General features: G+C 38.2%; 16 protein-coding genes, 1 tRNA gene, 2 pseudogenes and 1 other annotated feature. Of the genes and pseudogenes, 7 read left to right on the plus strand and 12 right to left on the minus strand.

Annotated features, from left to right (window positions below; translation table 11 throughout):
• Positions 1-6: 6 nt before the first annotated feature.
• Positions 7-1,572, minus strand: coding sequence for a cytochrome ubiquinol oxidase subunit I (locus tag DV428_RS08520; RefSeq protein ID WP_114909404.1), 1,566 nt, complete (start codon positions 1,570-1,572; stop codon positions 7-9).
• Between the two features lie 452 nt (positions 1,573-2,024).
• Here DV428_RS08520 and DV428_RS08525 point away from each other — a divergent pair, with 452 nt between their 5' ends.
• Positions 2,025-2,309 (plus strand): DUF5339 domain-containing protein, encoded by a 285-nt coding sequence (locus tag DV428_RS08525; protein ID WP_005630076.1) that lies wholly within the window; start codon positions 2,025-2,027, stop codon positions 2,307-2,309.
• Positions 2,310-2,360: 51 nt separating this feature from the next.
• On the opposite strand, the gene ruvB is transcribed toward DV428_RS08525, so the two are convergent.
• The 7 genes and pseudogenes from ruvB to DV428_RS08560 form a co-directional block, all read right to left on the minus strand.
• Positions 2,361-3,368, minus strand: coding sequence for a Holliday junction branch migration DNA helicase RuvB (ruvB, locus tag DV428_RS08530; RefSeq protein ID WP_114909405.1), 1,008 nt, complete (start codon positions 3,366-3,368; stop codon positions 2,361-2,363).
• A 7-nt stretch (positions 3,369-3,375) separates the two neighbouring features.
• On the minus strand, positions 3,376-3,990 hold the full coding sequence (ruvA, locus tag DV428_RS08535; RefSeq protein WP_114909406.1) for a Holliday junction branch migration protein RuvA: 615 nt from the start codon (positions 3,988-3,990) through the stop codon (positions 3,376-3,378).
• A 62-nt stretch (positions 3,991-4,052) separates the two neighbouring features.
• Entirely contained in the window at positions 4,053-4,625 is a 573-nt protein-coding gene (gene ruvC / locus DV428_RS08540) for a crossover junction endodeoxyribonuclease RuvC (protein ID WP_114909407.1), read from the minus strand.
• Positions 4,626-4,671: 46 nt separating this feature from the next.
• Complete coding sequence (locus DV428_RS08545; RefSeq protein ID WP_005637404.1) at positions 4,672-5,412, minus strand: YebC/PmpR family DNA-binding transcriptional regulator; 741 nt, start codon at positions 5,410-5,412, stop codon at positions 4,672-4,674.
• A 12-nt stretch (positions 5,413-5,424) separates the two neighbouring features.
• Positions 5,425-5,877: a dihydroneopterin triphosphate diphosphatase gene (gene nudB, locus DV428_RS08550; protein WP_114909408.1), complete on the minus strand. Its 453-nt coding sequence runs from the start codon at positions 5,875-5,877 to the stop codon at positions 5,425-5,427.
• Between the two features lie 101 nt (positions 5,878-5,978).
• The gene (locus DV428_RS08555; RefSeq protein ID WP_114909409.1) at positions 5,979-7,247 is read right to left on the minus strand and encodes an NRAMP family divalent metal transporter; all 1,269 of its coding nucleotides are present in this window, start codon (positions 7,245-7,247) and stop codon (positions 5,979-5,981) included.
• 267 nt (positions 7,248-7,514) lie between these two features.
• Positions 7,515-7,799 (minus strand): annotated as a pseudogene (locus tag DV428_RS08560) (S24 family peptidase); the annotation flags it as partial.
• Here DV428_RS08560 and DV428_RS09755 point away from each other — a divergent pair.
• Positions 7,792-8,073 (plus strand): annotated as a pseudogene (locus DV428_RS09755) (hypothetical protein); the annotation flags it as partial. The pseudogenes DV428_RS08560 and DV428_RS09755 sit on opposite strands and share 8 nt — an antisense overlap.
• A 202-nt stretch (positions 8,074-8,275) precedes the next feature.
• On the opposite strand, the gene DV428_RS08570 reads toward DV428_RS09755, so the two are convergent.
• The gene (locus DV428_RS08570) at positions 8,276-9,148 is read right to left on the minus strand and encodes a hypothetical protein (protein ID WP_114909411.1); all 873 of its coding nucleotides are present in this window, start codon (positions 9,146-9,148) and stop codon (positions 8,276-8,278) included.
• A gap of 58 nt (positions 9,149-9,206) precedes the next feature.
• Entirely contained in the window at positions 9,207-10,973 is a 1,767-nt protein-coding gene (gene aspS / locus DV428_RS08575) for an aspartate--tRNA ligase (RefSeq protein WP_114909412.1), read from the minus strand.
• A gap of 197 nt (positions 10,974-11,170) precedes the next feature.
• On the opposite strand from aspS, the gene cmoA reads away from it, so the two are divergent.
• From cmoA to priC, 5 genes are all read left to right on the plus strand, one after another.
• On the plus strand, positions 11,171-11,893 hold the full coding sequence (gene cmoA, locus DV428_RS08580) for a carboxy-S-adenosyl-L-methionine synthase CmoA (protein WP_114909413.1): 723 nt from the start codon (positions 11,171-11,173) through the stop codon (positions 11,891-11,893).
• Positions 11,894-11,968: 75 nt separating this feature from the next.
• On the plus strand, positions 11,969-12,376 hold the full coding sequence (gene gloA, locus DV428_RS08585; RefSeq protein ID WP_005628548.1) for a lactoylglutathione lyase: 408 nt from the start codon (positions 11,969-11,971) through the stop codon (positions 12,374-12,376).
• Between the two features lie 73 nt (positions 12,377-12,449).
• The gene (gene rnt, locus DV428_RS08590) at positions 12,450-13,139 is read left to right on the plus strand and encodes a ribonuclease T (protein ID WP_105875818.1); all 690 of its coding nucleotides are present in this window, start codon (positions 12,450-12,452) and stop codon (positions 13,137-13,139) included.
• 93 nt (positions 13,140-13,232) lie between these two features.
• Positions 13,233-13,354: a sequence feature (His leader region), on the plus strand.
• 109 nt (positions 13,355-13,463) lie between these two features.
• Positions 13,464-14,816, plus strand: coding sequence for a Na+/H+ antiporter family protein (locus DV428_RS08595; protein ID WP_114909414.1), 1,353 nt, complete (start codon positions 13,464-13,466; stop codon positions 14,814-14,816).
• A 33-nt stretch (positions 14,817-14,849) separates the two neighbouring features.
• A complete protein-coding gene (gene priC / locus DV428_RS08600) occupies positions 14,850-15,437 on the plus strand; it encodes a primosomal replication protein PriC (RefSeq protein WP_114909415.1) in 588 nt (195 codons plus the stop codon).
• 51 nt (positions 15,438-15,488) lie between these two features.
• Here priC and DV428_RS08605 read toward each other — a convergent pair.
• Positions 15,489-15,578, minus strand: a tRNA-Ser gene (locus tag DV428_RS08605).
• 152 nt (positions 15,579-15,730) lie between these two features.
• The gene (gene rne, locus DV428_RS08610; RefSeq protein WP_114909416.1) at positions 15,731-18,547 is read right to left on the minus strand and encodes a ribonuclease E; all 2,817 of its coding nucleotides are present in this window, start codon (positions 18,545-18,547) and stop codon (positions 15,731-15,733) included.
• Between the last annotated feature and the right edge of the window lie 348 nt (positions 18,548-18,895).

Genomic DNA, 18,895 nt, shown 5'->3' on the forward strand with positions numbered 1-18,895 from the left:
TCCTGCTTATTTAGATGATTGTTCAAAGTAGTATTTGCCGGTTTTTAACGCACTAGGACCCAAACGCGCATATTTAAACATCAAATACATCTCAACAATAATGAACGCAAGATAAAGCGCACAAATTAAACCAATAGAGAACCATAAATCGCCAGTACTTAACTGAGACGCCGATACCCCAACAGGTAAAACTTCATAAATTGCCCATGGTTGACGACCAAATTCAGCTAAGAACCAACCAAATTCAATCGCTAAGAATGGCAATGGAATACTCCAAAGCAATGCTTTAAGTAATAAGCGAGAAGAAGTCACTTTGTTACGTAAATTCTGAACAAATGCACCGAAAGCTAATAAGATAATTAAACCACCAGCCGCTAACATACCACGGAAAGCCCAGAAGTTAGGACCTACATTTGGAATAGTATCACGCGCAGCTTGTTTAATTTGTTCCTCAGTCGCATCAACAATATTATTTGTGTAGCGTTTTAACAATAAACCGAAACCAAGATCTTTTTTAACTTCATTAAATTGTGCTTTTGTTTCTTCATTTACTTGGCCATTTGCTTTTTTCTCAGCCTTTAATTGAGTAAACAATTCATAAGCATGAATACCGTTACGTACACGATTTTCATTTAATAATTGAAGATCTTTCAAGCCAGTAATTTCTTTATCTACAGAGCGAGTAGCAATTAAACCACCAAGATAAGGAATTTCAATCGCAAAATCATTTTTCATTTCTGTCGAATTAGGGATTGCGACTGGATGGAATGGTGCTGGAGCTGCATGAGTATCAAACTCAGCTTCCATTGCAGCCAATTTCACAGGTTGTGCTTTACCGATGTCATAACCTGATTCATCACCCATAATTAATACAGCTGATGCAGCAATAAAACCAAATGTTGCCGCGACAGAGAATGAACGTTTAGCAAAACCAATATCGCGACCTTTTAATAAATAGAATGCGCTGATACCTAATACAAACATTGCACCGGTTGTATAACCTGCTGTTAATGTGTGTAAGAATTTACTTTGCGCAACTGGATTTAACCAAAGATCTAAGAAGCTCGTCATTTCCATACGTACTGTCTCAAAATTAAATTCTGAGCCAGCTGGAGACTGCATCCAACCATTAGCAACTAAAATCCACATTGCAGATAAGTTCGAACCGAAAGCTACACAATATGTAGCAAGTAAGTGTTTACCTTTAGTTAAACGATCCCAACCAAAGAAGAATAACCCCACAAAAGTTGATTCTAAGAAAAAGGCTAGTAACGCTTCAATCGCTAATGGCGCACCAAAAATATCACCTACATAATGAGAATAATAAGACCAGTTAGTACCGAATTGGAATTCCATAATGATACCTGTGGTCACCCCAAGGGCGAAGTTAATACCAAATAACTTACCCCAGAATCTTGTCATATCTTTATAAACTTCTTTGCCTGTCGCCACATAAATGGTTTCCATAATCACAAGGACGAATGACAAACCTAATGTCAGCGGCACGAAAATGAAGTGATACAACGCAGTTAAAGCAAACTGCAAGCGAGAAAGGTCAACAACGTCCAACATTCTCAACTCCTCTGTATAAACAACATTAGTTCCAATGATGATTAAAAAGGCAAAGCCTTAAATAATCCCTAATCACTCAACTCCAATCAGCTAAGCTTAAATTGGTTTATCTACATAATCATTCTCAAATAGTTAAAAAACACCAATTATTATAGAGATAAGCCAAATTGGCGGGTATTCTACTACTAAATACAAGGATAAAAAACAGTAAAAACGATATCTAGATCACATTTTTGACATAAGACATAAAATACCTATTATTTATTAAAGATAATTTAATTGATATAAATCAATTTTGCTATTTTTTGTACAAAAATATACGTTACACGTGATCCTTATCACAATTTACAACAATAAATGACTTCAAAAGCTAGACATACTAAGTATATTTTGCTATTTTCCCGCCTAGTTTAATTTTTAGATTTCATAATAAAGAGAAACAAGGACTTAAAATGAAAAAAACATTCCTTATTTTAACCGCACTTTTCTCTACTGTATCAACCTCTACTTTTGCATCAAATATTCTGCCACAACAATGTGAACAACTATTTAAAGAAACAGAGAATTTGATTGCGCAAGCAGAAAAACAACCTGGCACACATACACAGGTAGGAAAAATTAAAAATAAGTTAAACCAAAGTAAACAACAAATTCTTCAAATGGAATTAGCGACTCAGTTAAAAAGTTGTGAAGTAGGTTTAGCAAAATTAAGTAACTTGAAAAGTTATAGTGAGTAATTAAAAAAGCCTTATTGAGTACAATAAGGCTTTTTTAGTGGTTAAATTTATCTAGTCTGATAATTTCTGCAGACCGAAATGGCGATAAGTTTGCGATGTTGCGATACGGCCACGCGGCGTTCTTTGTAGAAACCCCTGTTGAATCAAATAAGGCTCTAACACATCTTCAATGGTATCGCGTTCTTCACCGATTGCAGCAGCAAGATTATCCAGTCCTACTGGCCCGCCGTCAAAACGTTCAATAACTGCAGACAATAATTTTCTATCTAAATAATCAAATCCGGCATCATCTACATCCAACATTGAAAGCGCTTGTTTTGCCACATCTACCGAAATTACTCCCCCATTACGTACATCTGCATAATCACGCACGCGTCGTAATAAACGGTTTGCAATTCGAGGCGTACCTCGTGAACGACGAGCTACCTCGAAAGCGGCTTGCTGTTCTAATTCAAGATTCAAACACCCCGCACTTCTTGCAACGATAGATGTTAAATCTTCTACAGAATAGAATTCCAAACGTTGCACAATACCAAAACGATCACGCAATGGTGAAGTCAACGAGCCAGCTCTAGTCGTTGCGCCAACCAAAGTAAAAGGTGGCAAATCTAATTTAATAGAACGAGCGGCTGGCCCCTCACCAATCATAATATCCAATTGATAGTCTTCCATTGCTGGATAAAGAACTTCTTCAATAGCAGGGGAAAGTCGATGGATTTCATCAATAAATAATACATCATGCGGTTCAAGATTGGTTAGCATTGCGGCTAAATCTCCCGCTTTTTCCAATACAGGTCCTGATGTCGTACGAATATTCACGCCCATTTCATTTGCCACAATATTAGCAAGCGTTGTTTTTCCCAAACCTGGAGGGCCAAAAATCAATAAATGATCCAAGGCATCTTGACGTAGTTTGGCTGCCTTGATGAAAATATCCATTTGCTCGCGCACTTGCGGCTGTCCAACATAATCCGATAATAATTTCGGACGAATAGCGCGGTCGATAACATCTTCATCAAGCTTAGCTTGCCCGCTAATAATTCTATCTGCTTCAATCATGTCTCACCTACAGTGCGGCTTTTAAAGCTTCGCGAATAACTTGTTCACTGGTTAATTCTGGCTTAGCAACTCGTTTCACCATTTTTTCTGCTTCTGAAGGTTTATAACCTAAAGCAATCAAGGCTGAAATAGCTTCATCAGATGAATTTTCTGAGTGGGATTCAATGGATGGAACTGACGGAATATGAGTACTTTCTACAAAGAAATCGCTTTGTTTTACGCCCTTAAATTTACCTTTGAGCTCTACTAACAAACGTTCAGCTGTTTTTTTGCCAACTCCTGGAATTTTAGTGAGTTTAGATAGCTCTTCTCTCTCTATCGCATAAGCAAATTGTTCGACCGACATGGCAGATAAAATCGCTAAGGCTAATTTAGGCCCCACCCCATTTGTTTTAATTAATTCACGAAATAAAGTGCGGTCTGTTTTCTGGGCAAATCCAAAAAGTAAATGAGCATCTTCCCGAACAACAAGATGGGTGAATAAAGTAGTTTCTTGACCAATTTCTGGTAAATCATAGAAACTCGTCATAGGCAAAAGCAATTCATAGCCTACACCTTGAACATTAAGTAAAATTTCTGGAGGTTGTTTTTCTAAAAGAATGCCTTGTAAGCGACCGATCATAATTCTTCCGAATGATAAAAAACTTAACGCATAGAATAAAATAAAACTGGACGAACATCCAGTTAAATTTTTAATCTAAAGCGTCCTCGGCTATATCTGGTCTTTAAAAGTGCGGTCATTTTTTCTTGCGTTTCTGTCATTTTAACAGAATTGGCAATATGTAAAGAATGTTGAATAGAATGAGCGTGCGTAATTGCGATAGCCAACGCATCCGCTGCATCAGCTTGAGGTTTATCTGACAACTTCAAAATACGAGTCACCATTTCTTGCACTTGCACCTTATCTGCAGAACCAATACCCACAACCGTTTGTTTTACTAAACGTGCGGCATATTCAAAAACAGGTAAATCATGATTTACCGCAGCAACAATCGCCGTACCACGTGCCTGCCCGAGTTTCAAAGCCGAATCTGCATTCTTCGCCATAAATACTTGCTCAATTGCAAACATATCAGGTTGAAACTGCGTGATGATTTCAGTTATTCCAGCATAAATGCGTTTCAAACGGGTTGGTAAATCTTCAACTTGAGTACGAATTGCGCCACTGCCGAGATATTCTAAATGTCTCCCTGTTTGGCGAATCACACCATAACCAGTTACGCGAGAACCTGGGTCAATACCTAAAATAATGCTCATAATTTCTATAAAAAATGGGTAATTACATTACCCATTTATTGCATTATTAAAGTTGAGATGCCACTTCGTCACTAATTTCACCATTGTGATATACGTTTTGTACATCATCACAATCTTCCAACATATCAATTAAACGAAGTAATTTTGGTGCAGTTTCAATATCAAGATCAACCGTTGTTGATGGAATCATCGTTACTTCAGCTTCTTGAACTTTAAAGCCAGCCGCTTCAATGCCATCACGCACTGAACCTAAATCTTCCCAAGCAGTATAGATTTCAAATGAACCATCATCTTGTGGTTGAATATCATCAGCACCCGCTTCGATAGCCGCTTCAGTTAATGCATCTTCATCTGCTTGTTCAATTAAAATTAAACCTTTTTTGCTAAATAAATAACCAACAGAACCTTCTGTTCCCAAGTTACCACCACATTTGGTAAAACTTGGGCGAACCTGTGAAATGGTGCGGTTTGCATTATCACTCAAACACTCCACCATAACCGCTGTACCGCCTGGGCCATAACCTTCATAGATTTTGGTTTCCATATTGGTATCATCGCCACCGCCTACACCACGATCAATAGCGCGGTTGATAGTATCGCGCGTCATATTGTTGCTAAGTGCTTTATCTACTGCTGCACGTAAACGCGGATTAGCACTCACATCGCCACCACCAATTTTAGCTGCAGTAACAAGCTCACGAATTAATTTAGTAAAAATTTTACCGCGTTGTGCATCTTGTGCTGCTTTGCGGTGTTTAATATTAGCCCACTTACTATGGCCTGCCATGTTGTTTTCCTTCTATTTATCTTTAAGAATATATTTTCTAATTGCTTCCGCATTATTGGAAGATTTTGTCATTTGGATTGCTTTTTCAGGAGAAACCCATTGATATGCCAAATGCTCACTTAATATTGGTTCGAATTCTTGCTCCATTGCCAATAAAAACCAATGCTCACGGCAATGCGTCACATTCGGTGCGTATTTATATCGGAAATATGGAAAAATTTCAAATTCTATGCTCTCTTTGCAATCAAAAAGTCCGGTGGAATTTTCTGAAATTTCTAACCGCACTTCTTCCCAAAGCTCACGAATTGCTGTTTTTTTTGGTGTTTCACCACTTTCAATAGTGCCCGTAACAGACTGCCAAAAATCAGGATCATCTTGGCGTTGGAGCATTAAAACTCGGTTTGTATCTTTAGCGTAAATTACAACGAGAACAGATTGATTATTTTTATATTTCAAGCTCGTCATCTACATAATTGAGAATGAGCAGCATCATACCTTTTCTACTAAAAACTTTCAAAAAAATTACCGCACTTTAAAACTAAAGTGCGGTAATTATCTTAATTATTTTAGTTTAACCAGCCAGCTTGTTGAGCTATAAATAACCCTGCAAAGGCTGTTAAGTAGAATAAACCGATAAGAGATAACCACAATAAGCCGCCTTTTACACTGTGTTTCGCGTGCTTAGTCAGAGATAAATTCAACCAAGCAAAGATTGGTGCAGAAACAAATGAAGCAATCATCGCGAATTTCAGCATTGGGCCTACTGCATTATTAAAGTAGAAAATAATCGCTAAACCAGATAACGCCGCAAAAATCATACCGATATTAAGAATTCTCACAGAGCTTTCTTGTTTACCGAATAAGATACGCAAAGATTCAACATTGGTACGAGAGTAACCATCAATTACTGTAATTGTTGTACCAAACATACACATGAACGCAATGACTGCAATTAATAAGCGAGACCATTCACCGATAGTACTTGCATACATATTGATAAGTTGTGCGATATATTTTCCGCCAACCATCTCTACGGTTTCAGGAGAACCATATTGCACCAATGCACCAAGCGCTAAGAAAACGACAGCTAAAATGGCTGTACCAATGTAACCCACGTTAAAGTCAAATAAACCGTCTTGATAAGACACTTTGGTCAAGCGACGTTTTGCTACCACCCACATGGAATTAATAGCAGAAATCTCAATCGGCGCCGGCATCCACCCCATTAACGCCACCAAAAAGGCCAATTTACTTAATTCCCATGGAGAAGGAGGTACAAAATCAGGTGCGGCTACGCCATTGATACCATTACGCATAAAAGCAATCACGACAGCGCTCACGGTTGTTACCGTTAAAGCAATCATGATGATTTTCGATAAACTATCTAATAAACGGTACTTCCCTAACAATAAAATACCGGTTGTCACAAGAATCACTAATGAGCTTAATACTGGCATTGGTAGAGGAATTGGCGTAATGAAGGTTAAAATTGCTGCCGTTAATAATCCCACTGCCGCAGTATTAATCACTGTCGCAAAAATGTTTAAAGCTAAGAATAACCAAAGATAGAATTTCCCTTTTTGACGGTAACCTTCTAACAACGTATTACCGGTATCTAGGGTATATTGAACACCGAAACGGAAGAAAGGATATTTAAATAAGTTAGCAAGAATCACAATGCTCACTAATTCCCAACCATAGATCGCACCAGCTTGGGTAGATGCAATAATATGCGACCCACCAACAGCTGCCGATGCCATCACGATGCCAGGGCCTAAGGCAGAGAATTTACTCGCCCATGTTGATTTTTCTACTGGAGTTGAAACTTCACGCATAAAATGTTCTCTTATAAATTGACCATAAACTGAAAAGGCCTTATTTATAATAGAATTTTATCCTTGAGTAAAGTAAATAAAATCCACTTAAAAGCACTAGTAAAAAATAAAAATCTAATTATTTTTGAATTTCAGAATATAACTCTAAAGCAAATAAATTCTCCCAGTATTCATACCAAAAAACGGATGCCTTTAAGTGAATAAAATTTTTTCAACAAAAAGAAAGTGCGGTTAAAATGATCTGCACCCCAAAAGTTGGACTCAACAAACCAACATCTGGTCTCCATCGTTGATGGTGGGTAGCATAGAATTGCCGTTTGCCCAAAATACGGCACATTTTTCCGCTTTTACGCCTAAACTGCATAATAGGCTATCTGAATAAGGCTCTTGCCCGTCGGCTTCTGTTGCCCCTTCGTTAAAGCTGCCAAAGCCTGCTGAAACGTTGATAGAGCTATAACAGTCCACCATACTCACGCCCTCATCTAGTAACTCTTGCATTCTCTCAAACGCACGGCTGACAAGGCTTCCTGTCGGTTTTTCTGTCGTTGTTTTATTGCTTGACCCGCCTTACTTATGCACTCGCCAAGAGAGCTACAAGCAAGCCACTTACTTTGATTTGATTGATTTTTTACGCCTAATCAATCTAACCAAGCCTCCTTATATTTTCTTCAGTAGCACAAAAAGTGAATTTATCCGTTATTTGGACTATATGCAGGAATGTAAAACCGATAACTGGCAAGCGTTTGAGAATTACGAGCGAATTGTGGTGAAGACATCAATCTTCAAAGATGGGGTTTATGAGGATAATATGATTTATAAGTTCTAAATTTAAACCCTCTTTAAAGTCGATTTAAAGAGGTTTTTTTTGTGGCTTATTTTGCATAGGGCTTTGGAGATTAGCTATGCAAAATAATTTGCAAAACTATGCAAAAAATTTTGCAAGCTTACAATTATTTTGAAGATAAAGTGTTTGATAAATTCTCAATTATTGGGTAATAAAAATGCTGGAATATTCCAGCATTTTTTATTTACATTTTATTAATAACTGTTTCTAATAAATTATTTTTTTCAAATAAACATTTAATAGAGTACTTATCTTTTTCTCCATGAGAATTTTTTAAAGTTATACTAGAAATTAAACTAACTCTTCCGTTAGGGTGTTGAAGGTAAGATACATCTAAAAATTTAGAAAAATTAACTAATTTTTGTTTAGAAAATCTACGTTCTACATCTTTTTCACATAGTAGAATAGCTTTTTGTTGAGAAATGTATTCTATTGATTGCGATTTCCCAGAATTCATATCATCTAAAGAAAAAAATACATTAAATGACGATAATCCTTCTCCGCAAGTAACATAGAATACAGGATTGCTTTTAGTTCCCTTGGTTGATGAGACATCTAATACTGCAGGATCGATTTTTTTACAGTTAGCATTTTCTCTATGAATTTTATTAAGTTCTGCTGTTATTAATTTCTTATAAGGCTTTGTTATATCATTCCAATTAACATCTTCTTCTTCAATAATTCTAAATCCTTTTTCATCGAATTTAGCTTCTTTTAAAAATGAGCTTTTAATCCAGCCAACATGAGAGTCAGATAAATAGGAAGGGGATACAACTTTAACTAAAGACCAAGAGTGATTAGGAGTATGGCATAATTCTCTCACAACATATTCATTGCTAAATTCAATATAAGAAATTTCATTTATAGCTTTACTGAGTGTTTCATTAATGACTTTCTCGCTCTTATCGCTTGGTTTTATGTAAACAGGAATCTCACTTCCTTTTGGTATGTACTCAGCATCAGTTTTCACATCTGTATCGGTACAAAGCTGAATATTCTGAGCATATGTATTAATAGAAACTCCGAAAAATAATAAAAATTTAAGAATACTTTTCATAGTAAATTCCTTAATCGCTAATTATAGATAAAACAAAAGGGGAATAATCCCCCTTGCATTATTCAGACTTAGTAACTTGAATCGCTAACTCTTCCAATGCCTGCGGATTCGCAAAACTTGGTGCTTCTGTCATTAAGCACGCTGCAGCCGTTGTTTTCGGGAATGCAATCACATCACGGATATTTTCAGTGCCAGTTAAAAGCATGGTTAAACGGTCTAAACCAAATGCTAAACCTGCATGTGGCGGTGTACCGAATTTTAATGCATCTAACAAGAAGCCAAATTTTTCACGTTGTTCTTGTTCATTGATACCAAGAATGCGGAATACGGTTTGTTGCATTTTCGGATCGAAAATACGGACAGAACCACCGCCCACTTCGTAGCCATTGATCACCATATCGTAAGCATTTGCTACTGCACTTGTCGGATCGGCTTCTAATTGCTCAGGACTAAAATCTTTTGGTGACGTGAATGGGTGATGCATTGCTGCAAGATTACCCTCTTCATCACGTTCAAACATTGGGAAATCAATCACCCAAAGCGGTTGCCATTCGTCTAAACGAGTTAAGCCAAGATCACGTCCTAATTTCAAACGTAATGCGCCCATTGCATCAGTGGTGGTTTGCCATTTATCTGCACCAAAGAATAAGATATCGCCGGTTTGAGCTTTCACGCGTTCAGCTAAGGCTTTCCATACCTCTTCATTTAAGAATTTCGCAATCGGGCTTTGTACGCCTTCAAGACCAGCATTAATGTCATTTACTTTCGCCCAAGCCAAACCTTTTGCACCGTAAATACCAACAAATTGTGTGTATTCATCAATTTGTTTACGGGTGATTTCAGTACCATTTGGTACACGAATCACTGCCACACGGCCGTTTGGATTGTTTGCAGGCTCATTAAATACTTTAAATTCAACATCTTTAACGATATCTGCCACATCGACCATTTCTAATGGGTTACGCAAATCTGGTTTATCTGAACCAAAACGAATCATTGCTTCTTGCCAGGTCATTTGTGGGAATTTGCCTAAATCCACACCAATGATGTTTTGCCATAAACCGTGTACCATGCGTTCCATGATCTCACGTACTTCTGGCGCAGTTAAGAAAGAAGTTTCCACATCGATTTGGGTAAATTCAGGCTGACGATCTGCACGTAAGTCTTCATCACGGAAACATTTCACAATTTGATAATAACGATCAAAACCAGACATCATTAAAAGCTGTTTGAAAAGCTGTGGTGATTGCGGCAATGCATAGAATTTGCCTTTATGCACACGGCTTGGCACTAAATAGTCACGCGCACCTTCTGGCGTTGCTTTGGTAAGCATTGGGGTTTCAATATCAAGGAAACCATTGTCATCCATAAAACGACGCACAAAGCTGGTGATTTTTGCACGGGTTTTCAAACGTTGAGCCATTTCTGGACGACGTAAATCTAAATAACGATATTTTAAACGTTGCTCTTCAGTATTGTTTTGGTTAAAGTCGAGAGGCAACACATCAGACGCATTGTAAACATGCAATTCTTTCGCTAACACTTCCACTTCGCCTGTTGCCATATTTTTATTAATTTGGTTTTCAGGACGCGCAATCACTTCGCCTTTAATTTGAATACAGAATTCATTACGTAACCCAGCAGCCGCTGTCAATGCATCTTGATATTTCGGATCAAAACAAACTTGCACAATGCCATCACGATCTCGCATATCAATAAAAATCAAGCCACCTAAATCACGACGGCGGTGAACCCAACCGCTTAATGTTACATCTTGTCCGATATTGTTACGGTTTAATGCTCCGCAATAATGTGTACGCATCATATTCAATTCCTTAACTCTCTATAAAAATGGAAAATACCGCAGAATTATACGGAAAAAGGCGCGTCTTTTAAATCTTAAACGGAAATTTATTTGACCCCTTGAAAACTTTCCTTAAAATGACCGCACTTTTTAAATATTTTCTAATTCGTAGGGTGTGGAAAGTTGAAAAAACACACATCCCGCACACAATGTAAACCATGAAAGATACTATTTTTTCCGCTCCCATTGAAAAACTCGGCGATTTTACCTTTGATGAAAACGTTGCCGAAGTTTTTCCAGATATGATTCAACGCTCCGTACCTGGCTATTCCAACATTATTACTGCAATCGGTATGTTGGCAGAACGTTTCGTCACTGCTGATAGTCATGTTTATGATCTTGGTTGCTCACGAGGTGCAGCTACACTTTCAGCACGTCGAAATATTCATCAACCAAACGTAAAAATTATTGGTATCGATAATTCTCAACCTATGGTTGAACGTTGTCGCCAACATATTGCGGCGTATCATAGTGAAGTACCTGTAGAAATTCTCTATGACGATATTCGTCACGTTGAGATTAAAAATGCCTCAATGGTCATTCTCAACTTCACCTTGCAATTCTTACCGCCTGAAGATCGCATCGCATTGCTTACCAAAATCTATGAAGGCTTAAATCCAAACGGCGTGCTCGTGTTATCAGAAAAATTCCGTTTTGAAGACACTAAAGTTGATCATTTACTCATTGACTTGCACCACCAATTCAAACGTGCCAATGGTTATAGCGAACTTGAAGTGAGTCAGAAACGCACCGCGCTTGAAAATGTGATGCGTACTGATTCTATCGAAACACACAAAATGCGGTTAAAAAACGTAGGATTTTCACAGGTAGAACTTTGGTTCCAATGCTTTAATTTTGGCTCGATGATTGCAGTTAAATAATTCATAACAAATTTATTTAATTCAACTTTTTTGTGGCATAATGCCCGCACTTTTTATCACAAAAGGATTAAACCAATGCGAATTTTACACACTATGTTACGCGTGGGCGATTTAGATCGTTCAATCAAATTTTATCAAGATGTTTTAGGTATGCGCTTATTACGCACCAGTGAAAACCCAGAATACAAATATACGCTGGCTTTTTTAGGTTACGAAGATGGCGAAAGTGCGGCAGAAATTGAATTAACATACAACTGGGGCGTAGATAAATATGAACACGGCACTGCATATGGACATATTGCTATCGGAGTGGATGATATTTATGCGACTTGTGAAGCTGTTCGTGCAAGCGGTGGTAACGTTACTCGCGAAGCAGGGCCAGTTAAAGGTGGCTCAACCGTCATTGCTTTTGTTGAAGATCCAGATGGTTATAAAATTGAATTTATCGAAAACAAAAGCACTAAATCTGGTTTAGGCAACTAAAGTGCGGTCAATTTTTATTGTATTTTTAATAACGTAGGGATTCCTACGTTATTTTATTTTTAAGAGATAGATTATGTCCGATTCTCAAGAAATCCCTTATCACAACCAATTAAAAAATCGCTTTCGTGGCTATTTCCCTGTCATTATTGATGTTGAAACTGCAGGTTTTGATGCCAAAAAAGATGCGCTACTCGAACTGGCCGCCATCACATTAAAAATGGATGAAAACGGTTATTTGCATCCTGATCAGAAATGCCATTTTCATATCGAGCCTTTTGAAGGAGCAAATATTAATCCGGAGTCCTTGAAATTTAATGGCATTGATATTCATAATCCATTACGTGGTGCGGTGTCTGAACTCGATGCAATCACGGGATTATTTCAAATGGTGCGCAGAGGACAAAAAGATGCAGATTGCCAACGTTCTATCATTGTGGCGCACAATGCTGCTTTTGACCAAAGTTTTGTGATGGCAGCCGCTGAACGTACCGGCGTAAAGCGTAATCCCTTCCACCCTTTTGGAATGTTTGATACCGCAAGTTTAGCAGGATTGATGTTTGGTCAGACTGTTCTCGTTAAGGCCTGTCTTGCCGCTAAAATCCCGTTTGATGGGAAGCAAGCGCACTCAGCGCTATACGACACCGAACGTACAGCGGAATTATTCTGTTATATGGTCAATCATTTAAAAGATTTAGGTGGTTTCCCACATATTTCTCAAATAGATGAAACAGAAAAAACAGTAGAAAATCAGACCGCACTTTAAAAAACTAAAAAAGTGGTTGCAATAGTTTTATTTTTCCAGTAGTTTAAAAGCAATTCTTATTTGGAGATAAAAAATGAACATTATCCGTCGTCACCATCATCACCATTCAACTGAATAATCTTTCAGGTTTTTGGTGTGCTTGGAAGATTTCTTCCGAGCTGACAGGATAATAAAAATCTTACCCCTCGGAAGGCAACTTTCGAGGGGTTTTGTTTTATTACAACACAGGAGTCATCACTGCAACGACATCATCATTATTTATTCGACAATCAAAAATTTTAAAGTAAAGTATTCACCATTTAATAATTCATAAGGAAAAATACAATGTTAACAAATCCCGTTGTTATTTCGATTATTGTTTTACTCGCACTAAGTTTGCTACGTATTAACGTAATTATTGCATTAGTTATTGCCGCACTCACTGCTGGACTCTGTGGCGGTCTAGGCTTAAGCAAAACAATTGAAACCTTCACTGGAGGTTTAGGTGGCGGCGCAGAAGTCGCAATGAACTATGCGATGCTTGGTGCATTCGCGATTGCGATTTCTAAATCAGGTATTACCGATTTAATTGCCTATAAGATCATCACTAAAATGAATAAAACACCAAGTTCCAGCAATTTAACTTGGTTTAAATATTTAATTTTTGGTGTATTGGTATTATTCGCCATTTCTTCACAGAACTTACTTCCTGTACATATTGCTTTTATTCCAATCGTCGTACCACCGTTACTTTCTATTTTTAATCGTCTAAAAATAGACCGTCGTGCTGTAACCTGTGTCCTCACATTTGGCTTAACCGCAACTTATATGTTACTTCCTGTCGGCTTTGGTAAAATCTTTATCGAAAGTATTTTGGTAAAAAACATCAATCAAGCAGGCGCGGCTCTTGGTTTACAAACAAATGTGGCTCAAGTATCCCTCGCGATGTTATTGCCTGTAATTGGTATGATTTTAGGGTTGCTCACCGCAATATTCATCACTTATCGCAAACCAAGAGAATATGATGTAACTATTCAAGAGCCAACCACAAAAGAAATTGAAGCGCACATCGCAAACATAAAACCAAAACAAATCACTGCAAGTTTAATCGCGATTGTCGCGACCTTCGCAACACAATTAGTCACAAGTTCAACTATTATTGGCGGTTTAATTGGCTTAATTATTTTCGCACTATGTGGCATTTTCAAACTAAAAGAAAGCAACGATATTTTTCAACAAGGCTTACGCTTAATGGCAATGATTGGCTTTGTAATGATTGCTGCTTCAGGTTTTGCAAATGTGATTAATGCCACCACTGGCGTAACAGATTTAGTTCAAAGCTTAAGTAATGGTGCGATTCAAAGTAAAGGTTTGGCCGCATTCTTAATGTTACTGGTCGGATTGTTGATTACAATGGGAATTGGTTCATCATTCTCAACGGTGCCAATCATTGCTTCTATCTACGTACCGCTTTGTTTATCTTTTGGTTTCTCACCATTAGCCACCGTTTCTATCGTTGGTGTTGCGGCTGCCTTAGGGGACGCAGGCTCTCCAGCCTCTGACTCCACCTTAGGTCCAACATCAGGTTTAAATATGGATGGTAAACACGACCACATTTGGGACTCTGTTGTACCAACCTTCCTACACTACAATATTCCATTATTAGCGTTTGGCTGGATTGCAGCAATGTACCTTTAACGATTATAATCCCCCGACTTGGGGGATTTTTTTATGACTGTTCAACAACTTATCCAGATCTTAGATCAAAAAGTTCAGCAACTTTATCAAGCTCATTTATCCAAACAAGAAGAAAAAATCTTCGCCAAATTTGACCGCACTTTGTTCAGTGAAAATGGACAGAATGTTTCCTTTTATCTAAAGGAAATTAATCAAACGCTAGATAGAATAAAGGCATTAAAATCTAACGATCTTAATCACTATAATTTTCTGACAGAGCGTTTACTCGCCCAATGTTCCGTTCTTTCAGAAGCCCTAACTCACAAGAATACTCACCTAACAGCCCCCCAAACAACAACGAAACAAACCATTAAAAAATCTCAACATAGCATTCATAAATTACCGCCAAGAGAACGATTGGAAAAATACTATGAAGCATTAGAACGCTTGAATAAACTTTATCAACAACATAAAGATTTGGCGCAGGCAGAAAAAAATAATGATGAAAAAATACGTTATGCTCAACTTGCAGAAGGTTATAAAAAACGCCAGCAAAAATGCCAAGAGGCAATAGATCTTTTAGAAGAATATTTGGTATTTAAAGAAGAATTAGGAAACCGTGAAAATACGGAAAATAGATGATGAGAAATAAAAAAACTAATTCTCTCGAATTAGTTAACTTTTAAAAGTTGATGGCGGAGGAATAGGGATTCGAACCCTAGGAGGGCGTAAACCCTCGCCGGTTTTCAAGACCGGTGCCTTCAACCACTCAACCATTCCTCCGTGATTTAATGCGCACGCATAATACGTTTTTTGAGAAAAACCGTCAAGCAAAAATTATCTCGTTTTTATCAAGTGATTATTTTTACTGCAACCTCAAAATAAAAAGAATTGACGTAATAAAAATCACGCCAATTCTAATTTTTTATTTTAGATTACTCTGATTTTGCTCGAGTAGGCTCAGAATATACATGGCTAATCGCACAATGATGCCCTGCCGCCCCTTTACCGTAAAAATAATAGCGAGAATCTTGCCATTCAATAATTGGGAAAGCTTCTGGCATTTCATCACTCGCTTTCGCCAAAGTCATCTCTGCTTTTGTATGAGTCACTGAAGAAATAGTACCTAAACGTCCATTAAACTCATAAGTGCGGATAAATTTCGATACTTTTTCGACAGTTTCAGATTCATCTACATTAATCGCGGGATCAATAGACTCAACAATCTCTTGAGATTTATGAGAATTTAAACGCTCTAGAGATTCTTGTACTTTTTTCTGTACAGATTCATTAGCGGGCTGAGTAATAAAATCTAATGCTGGTTTTACTTCAAGCGATTTTTCTTCAACCACAATCCCCATTGCTGGCGTGATAAAACCTTTTTTAGTTTTCTCTTGCTCGAGCAATTCATCCACCGATAAGAAATTATTTTCTTTCGGAGTGTTCACTGTTGAATAGTCCACCCAAGCTTTTCCACTTGCCAATTCAGGTGAAGCCACTGCAGCAAATAATGGCATTGGCGATTTTGGCTCTTGATTACGGCGACGACGTTGATTATTCGCTGCACGTAAATGACGTGGAGTGCGACGTTGACGATCTTGACGTTCAGAACGCTCTTGGTTTTGACGAACTGGTTTTTCATCATCTTGAACGGTTTGAACTTCGACAACATCCACCTCTGGCATTTGTTCAACAATGTTTGCGTTATTTTCAACAGCCATCTCATTATCTTCAACGCGCACGCGTTTACGTAAATCACGACGTTGACGGCGTTGAGTCACTTGCTCAGTTTTTTCATCTTGAGCCTCAAAAACCGGTGTAGAATTTACCGCACTTTCAGCGATGCTTTCTTCCACTAAGTTACGGCGAGGACGGCGTTGATTACGCTCACGGACATTACGAATTTGTTCTTCGGTTCTTTCCGTTTCGTTATTTTCAGAACGTGGACGACGAGGAGTACGACGATCCTGTGGACGACGTTGATTACGATTAGAATTGCGCGAAGTGCGGTTATTTTTTGGTTTATTTTCTTCGGATTCAGAAGCAAATAAACCTTTAATTTTCGCAATAATTTTTGCTAATAAAGACGGTTCATTCGATTTACGCTCAACTGGAGTTGGGGCCGCTTCAGAAATAGAAAGCGCCACTGCCGCACTTTCAACTGCGGGTTGTTCAGCAACAACAGTTGTTTCCACATTACGGGAAACAAGAGATTCCTCGGTACTTTCATCTTTCTCACAGTGAATTTTAGCTAAGTTATAGCTCAATTCATTCACCTCTTCGCCATCACGTAAGCGGAAAACGCTAAAGTGCGGTGTTTCCATTGCTTCATTTGGCGCAACAATGACATCTACATTGTGACGTTTTTCAATATTGCTAATTGCTTTACGTTTTTCGTTAAGAAGATAAGAAGCAATTTGTACTGGCACAATCGTATGCACTTGCTTGGTGTTTTCTTTTAACGCTTCTTCCTCGATTAAACGCAAGATAGACAAGGAAAGAGATTCGTTATCACGTACTTTACCTGTTCCTTGACAACGAGGACAAATATGATGCGAAGACTCACCTAATGAAGGACTTAAACGCTGGCGCGACATTTCTAACAAACCGAAACGAGAAATGCGGCTAATTTGAATACGAGCACGATCTTGGCGAACGGCATCACGAATACGATTTTCCACTTCACGTTGGTGACGAACTGGCGTCATATCAATGAAATCGATAACAACCAAACCACCTAAGTCACGCAAGCGTAATTGACGAGCAATTTCATCTGCCGCTTCAAGGTTAGTATTCAATGCCGTTTCTTCAATATCACCACCACGAGTAGAACGAGCGGAGTTAATATCAATAGCAGTTAAGGCTTCAGTTACATCAATAACGATTGAACCGCCAGAAGGTAAACGCACTTCACGTTGGAATGCTGACTCGATTTGAGATTCGATCTGATAGTGGCTGAAAAGAGGCACTTCGCCTTGATAAAGTTTCACACGATTAATGAAATCTGGGCGAACCAGTTTGATATGCTCTTTTGCTTTTTCAAACACTTTCGGACTATCAATAAGGATCTCACCAATATCACGGCGCAAATAATCACGAATAGCACGTACAATCACATCACTTTCTTGGTGAATCAAGAAAGGCGCTGGACGATTTTGAGATGCTTGTTTAATCGCTTCCCAATGGTGAAGTAAAACTTTTAAGTCCCACTGCAACTCTTCTGGAGATTTCCCCACACCAGCAGTACGAACAATCAACCCCACGCCTTCAGGCACATCTAATGAACTTAATGCCTCTTTTAATTCAGTGCGCTCATCCCCTTCGATACGACGAGAGATCCCACCGGCACGTGGATTATTTGGCATAATGACCAAATAACTACCCGCAAGAGAAACGAAAGTGGTTAAGGCTGCGCCTTTGTTTCCGCGTTCTTCTTTATTAACTTGAACGATAACTTCTTGGCCTTCGCTCAAGATATCGCGAATATTCGGACGACCTTGGAAAACATAATCATCGGGAAAATATTCACGAGCAATTTCTTTTAATGGTAAAAAACCATGACGTTCTGCACCATAATCCACAAAAGCCGCTTCTAAGCTTGGCTCAACGCGAGTAATTTTCCCTTTGTAGATATTCGCTTTTTTTTGCTCATGTCCTGGGCTTTCAATATCCAGGTCAAATAAACGCTGTCCGTCAACAAGCGCTACACGCAACTCTTCTTTTTGAGTCGCATTAATTAACATTCTTTTCATTGTCAATTCTCTTATTAAATTTTTAAAAGACCTCAAAATAAACCGCACTTTGCTTCGTTATCGACCTCGTGTTTCTCGCGCCAGTCAATCTCACGACTGTATGTTGCTGGGTGCATTGATAACGTTATTAAGCATAAACATTTGCTTTATAAAACAACGCGATATTCCGCACGCGTTGCAAGCGGCTAATTTATTTTAAGAAAAATGTTGATTATCAATGTCTTATGCCGATTGCTGCATTGAGTTTTACCAACAAAACTTATCCTTTTTTACGCAAATTCTTAGGCGCAAAAAGACGCTCTATTATCCATAGAAAACGATTAATTAGCAAGGCGAATATTACGTTCA

Origin of the sequence: Haemophilus haemolyticus (assembly GCF_003352385.1) — a bacterium.
GTDB lineage: Bacteria > Pseudomonadota > Gammaproteobacteria > Enterobacterales > Pasteurellaceae > Haemophilus > Haemophilus haemolyticus_I.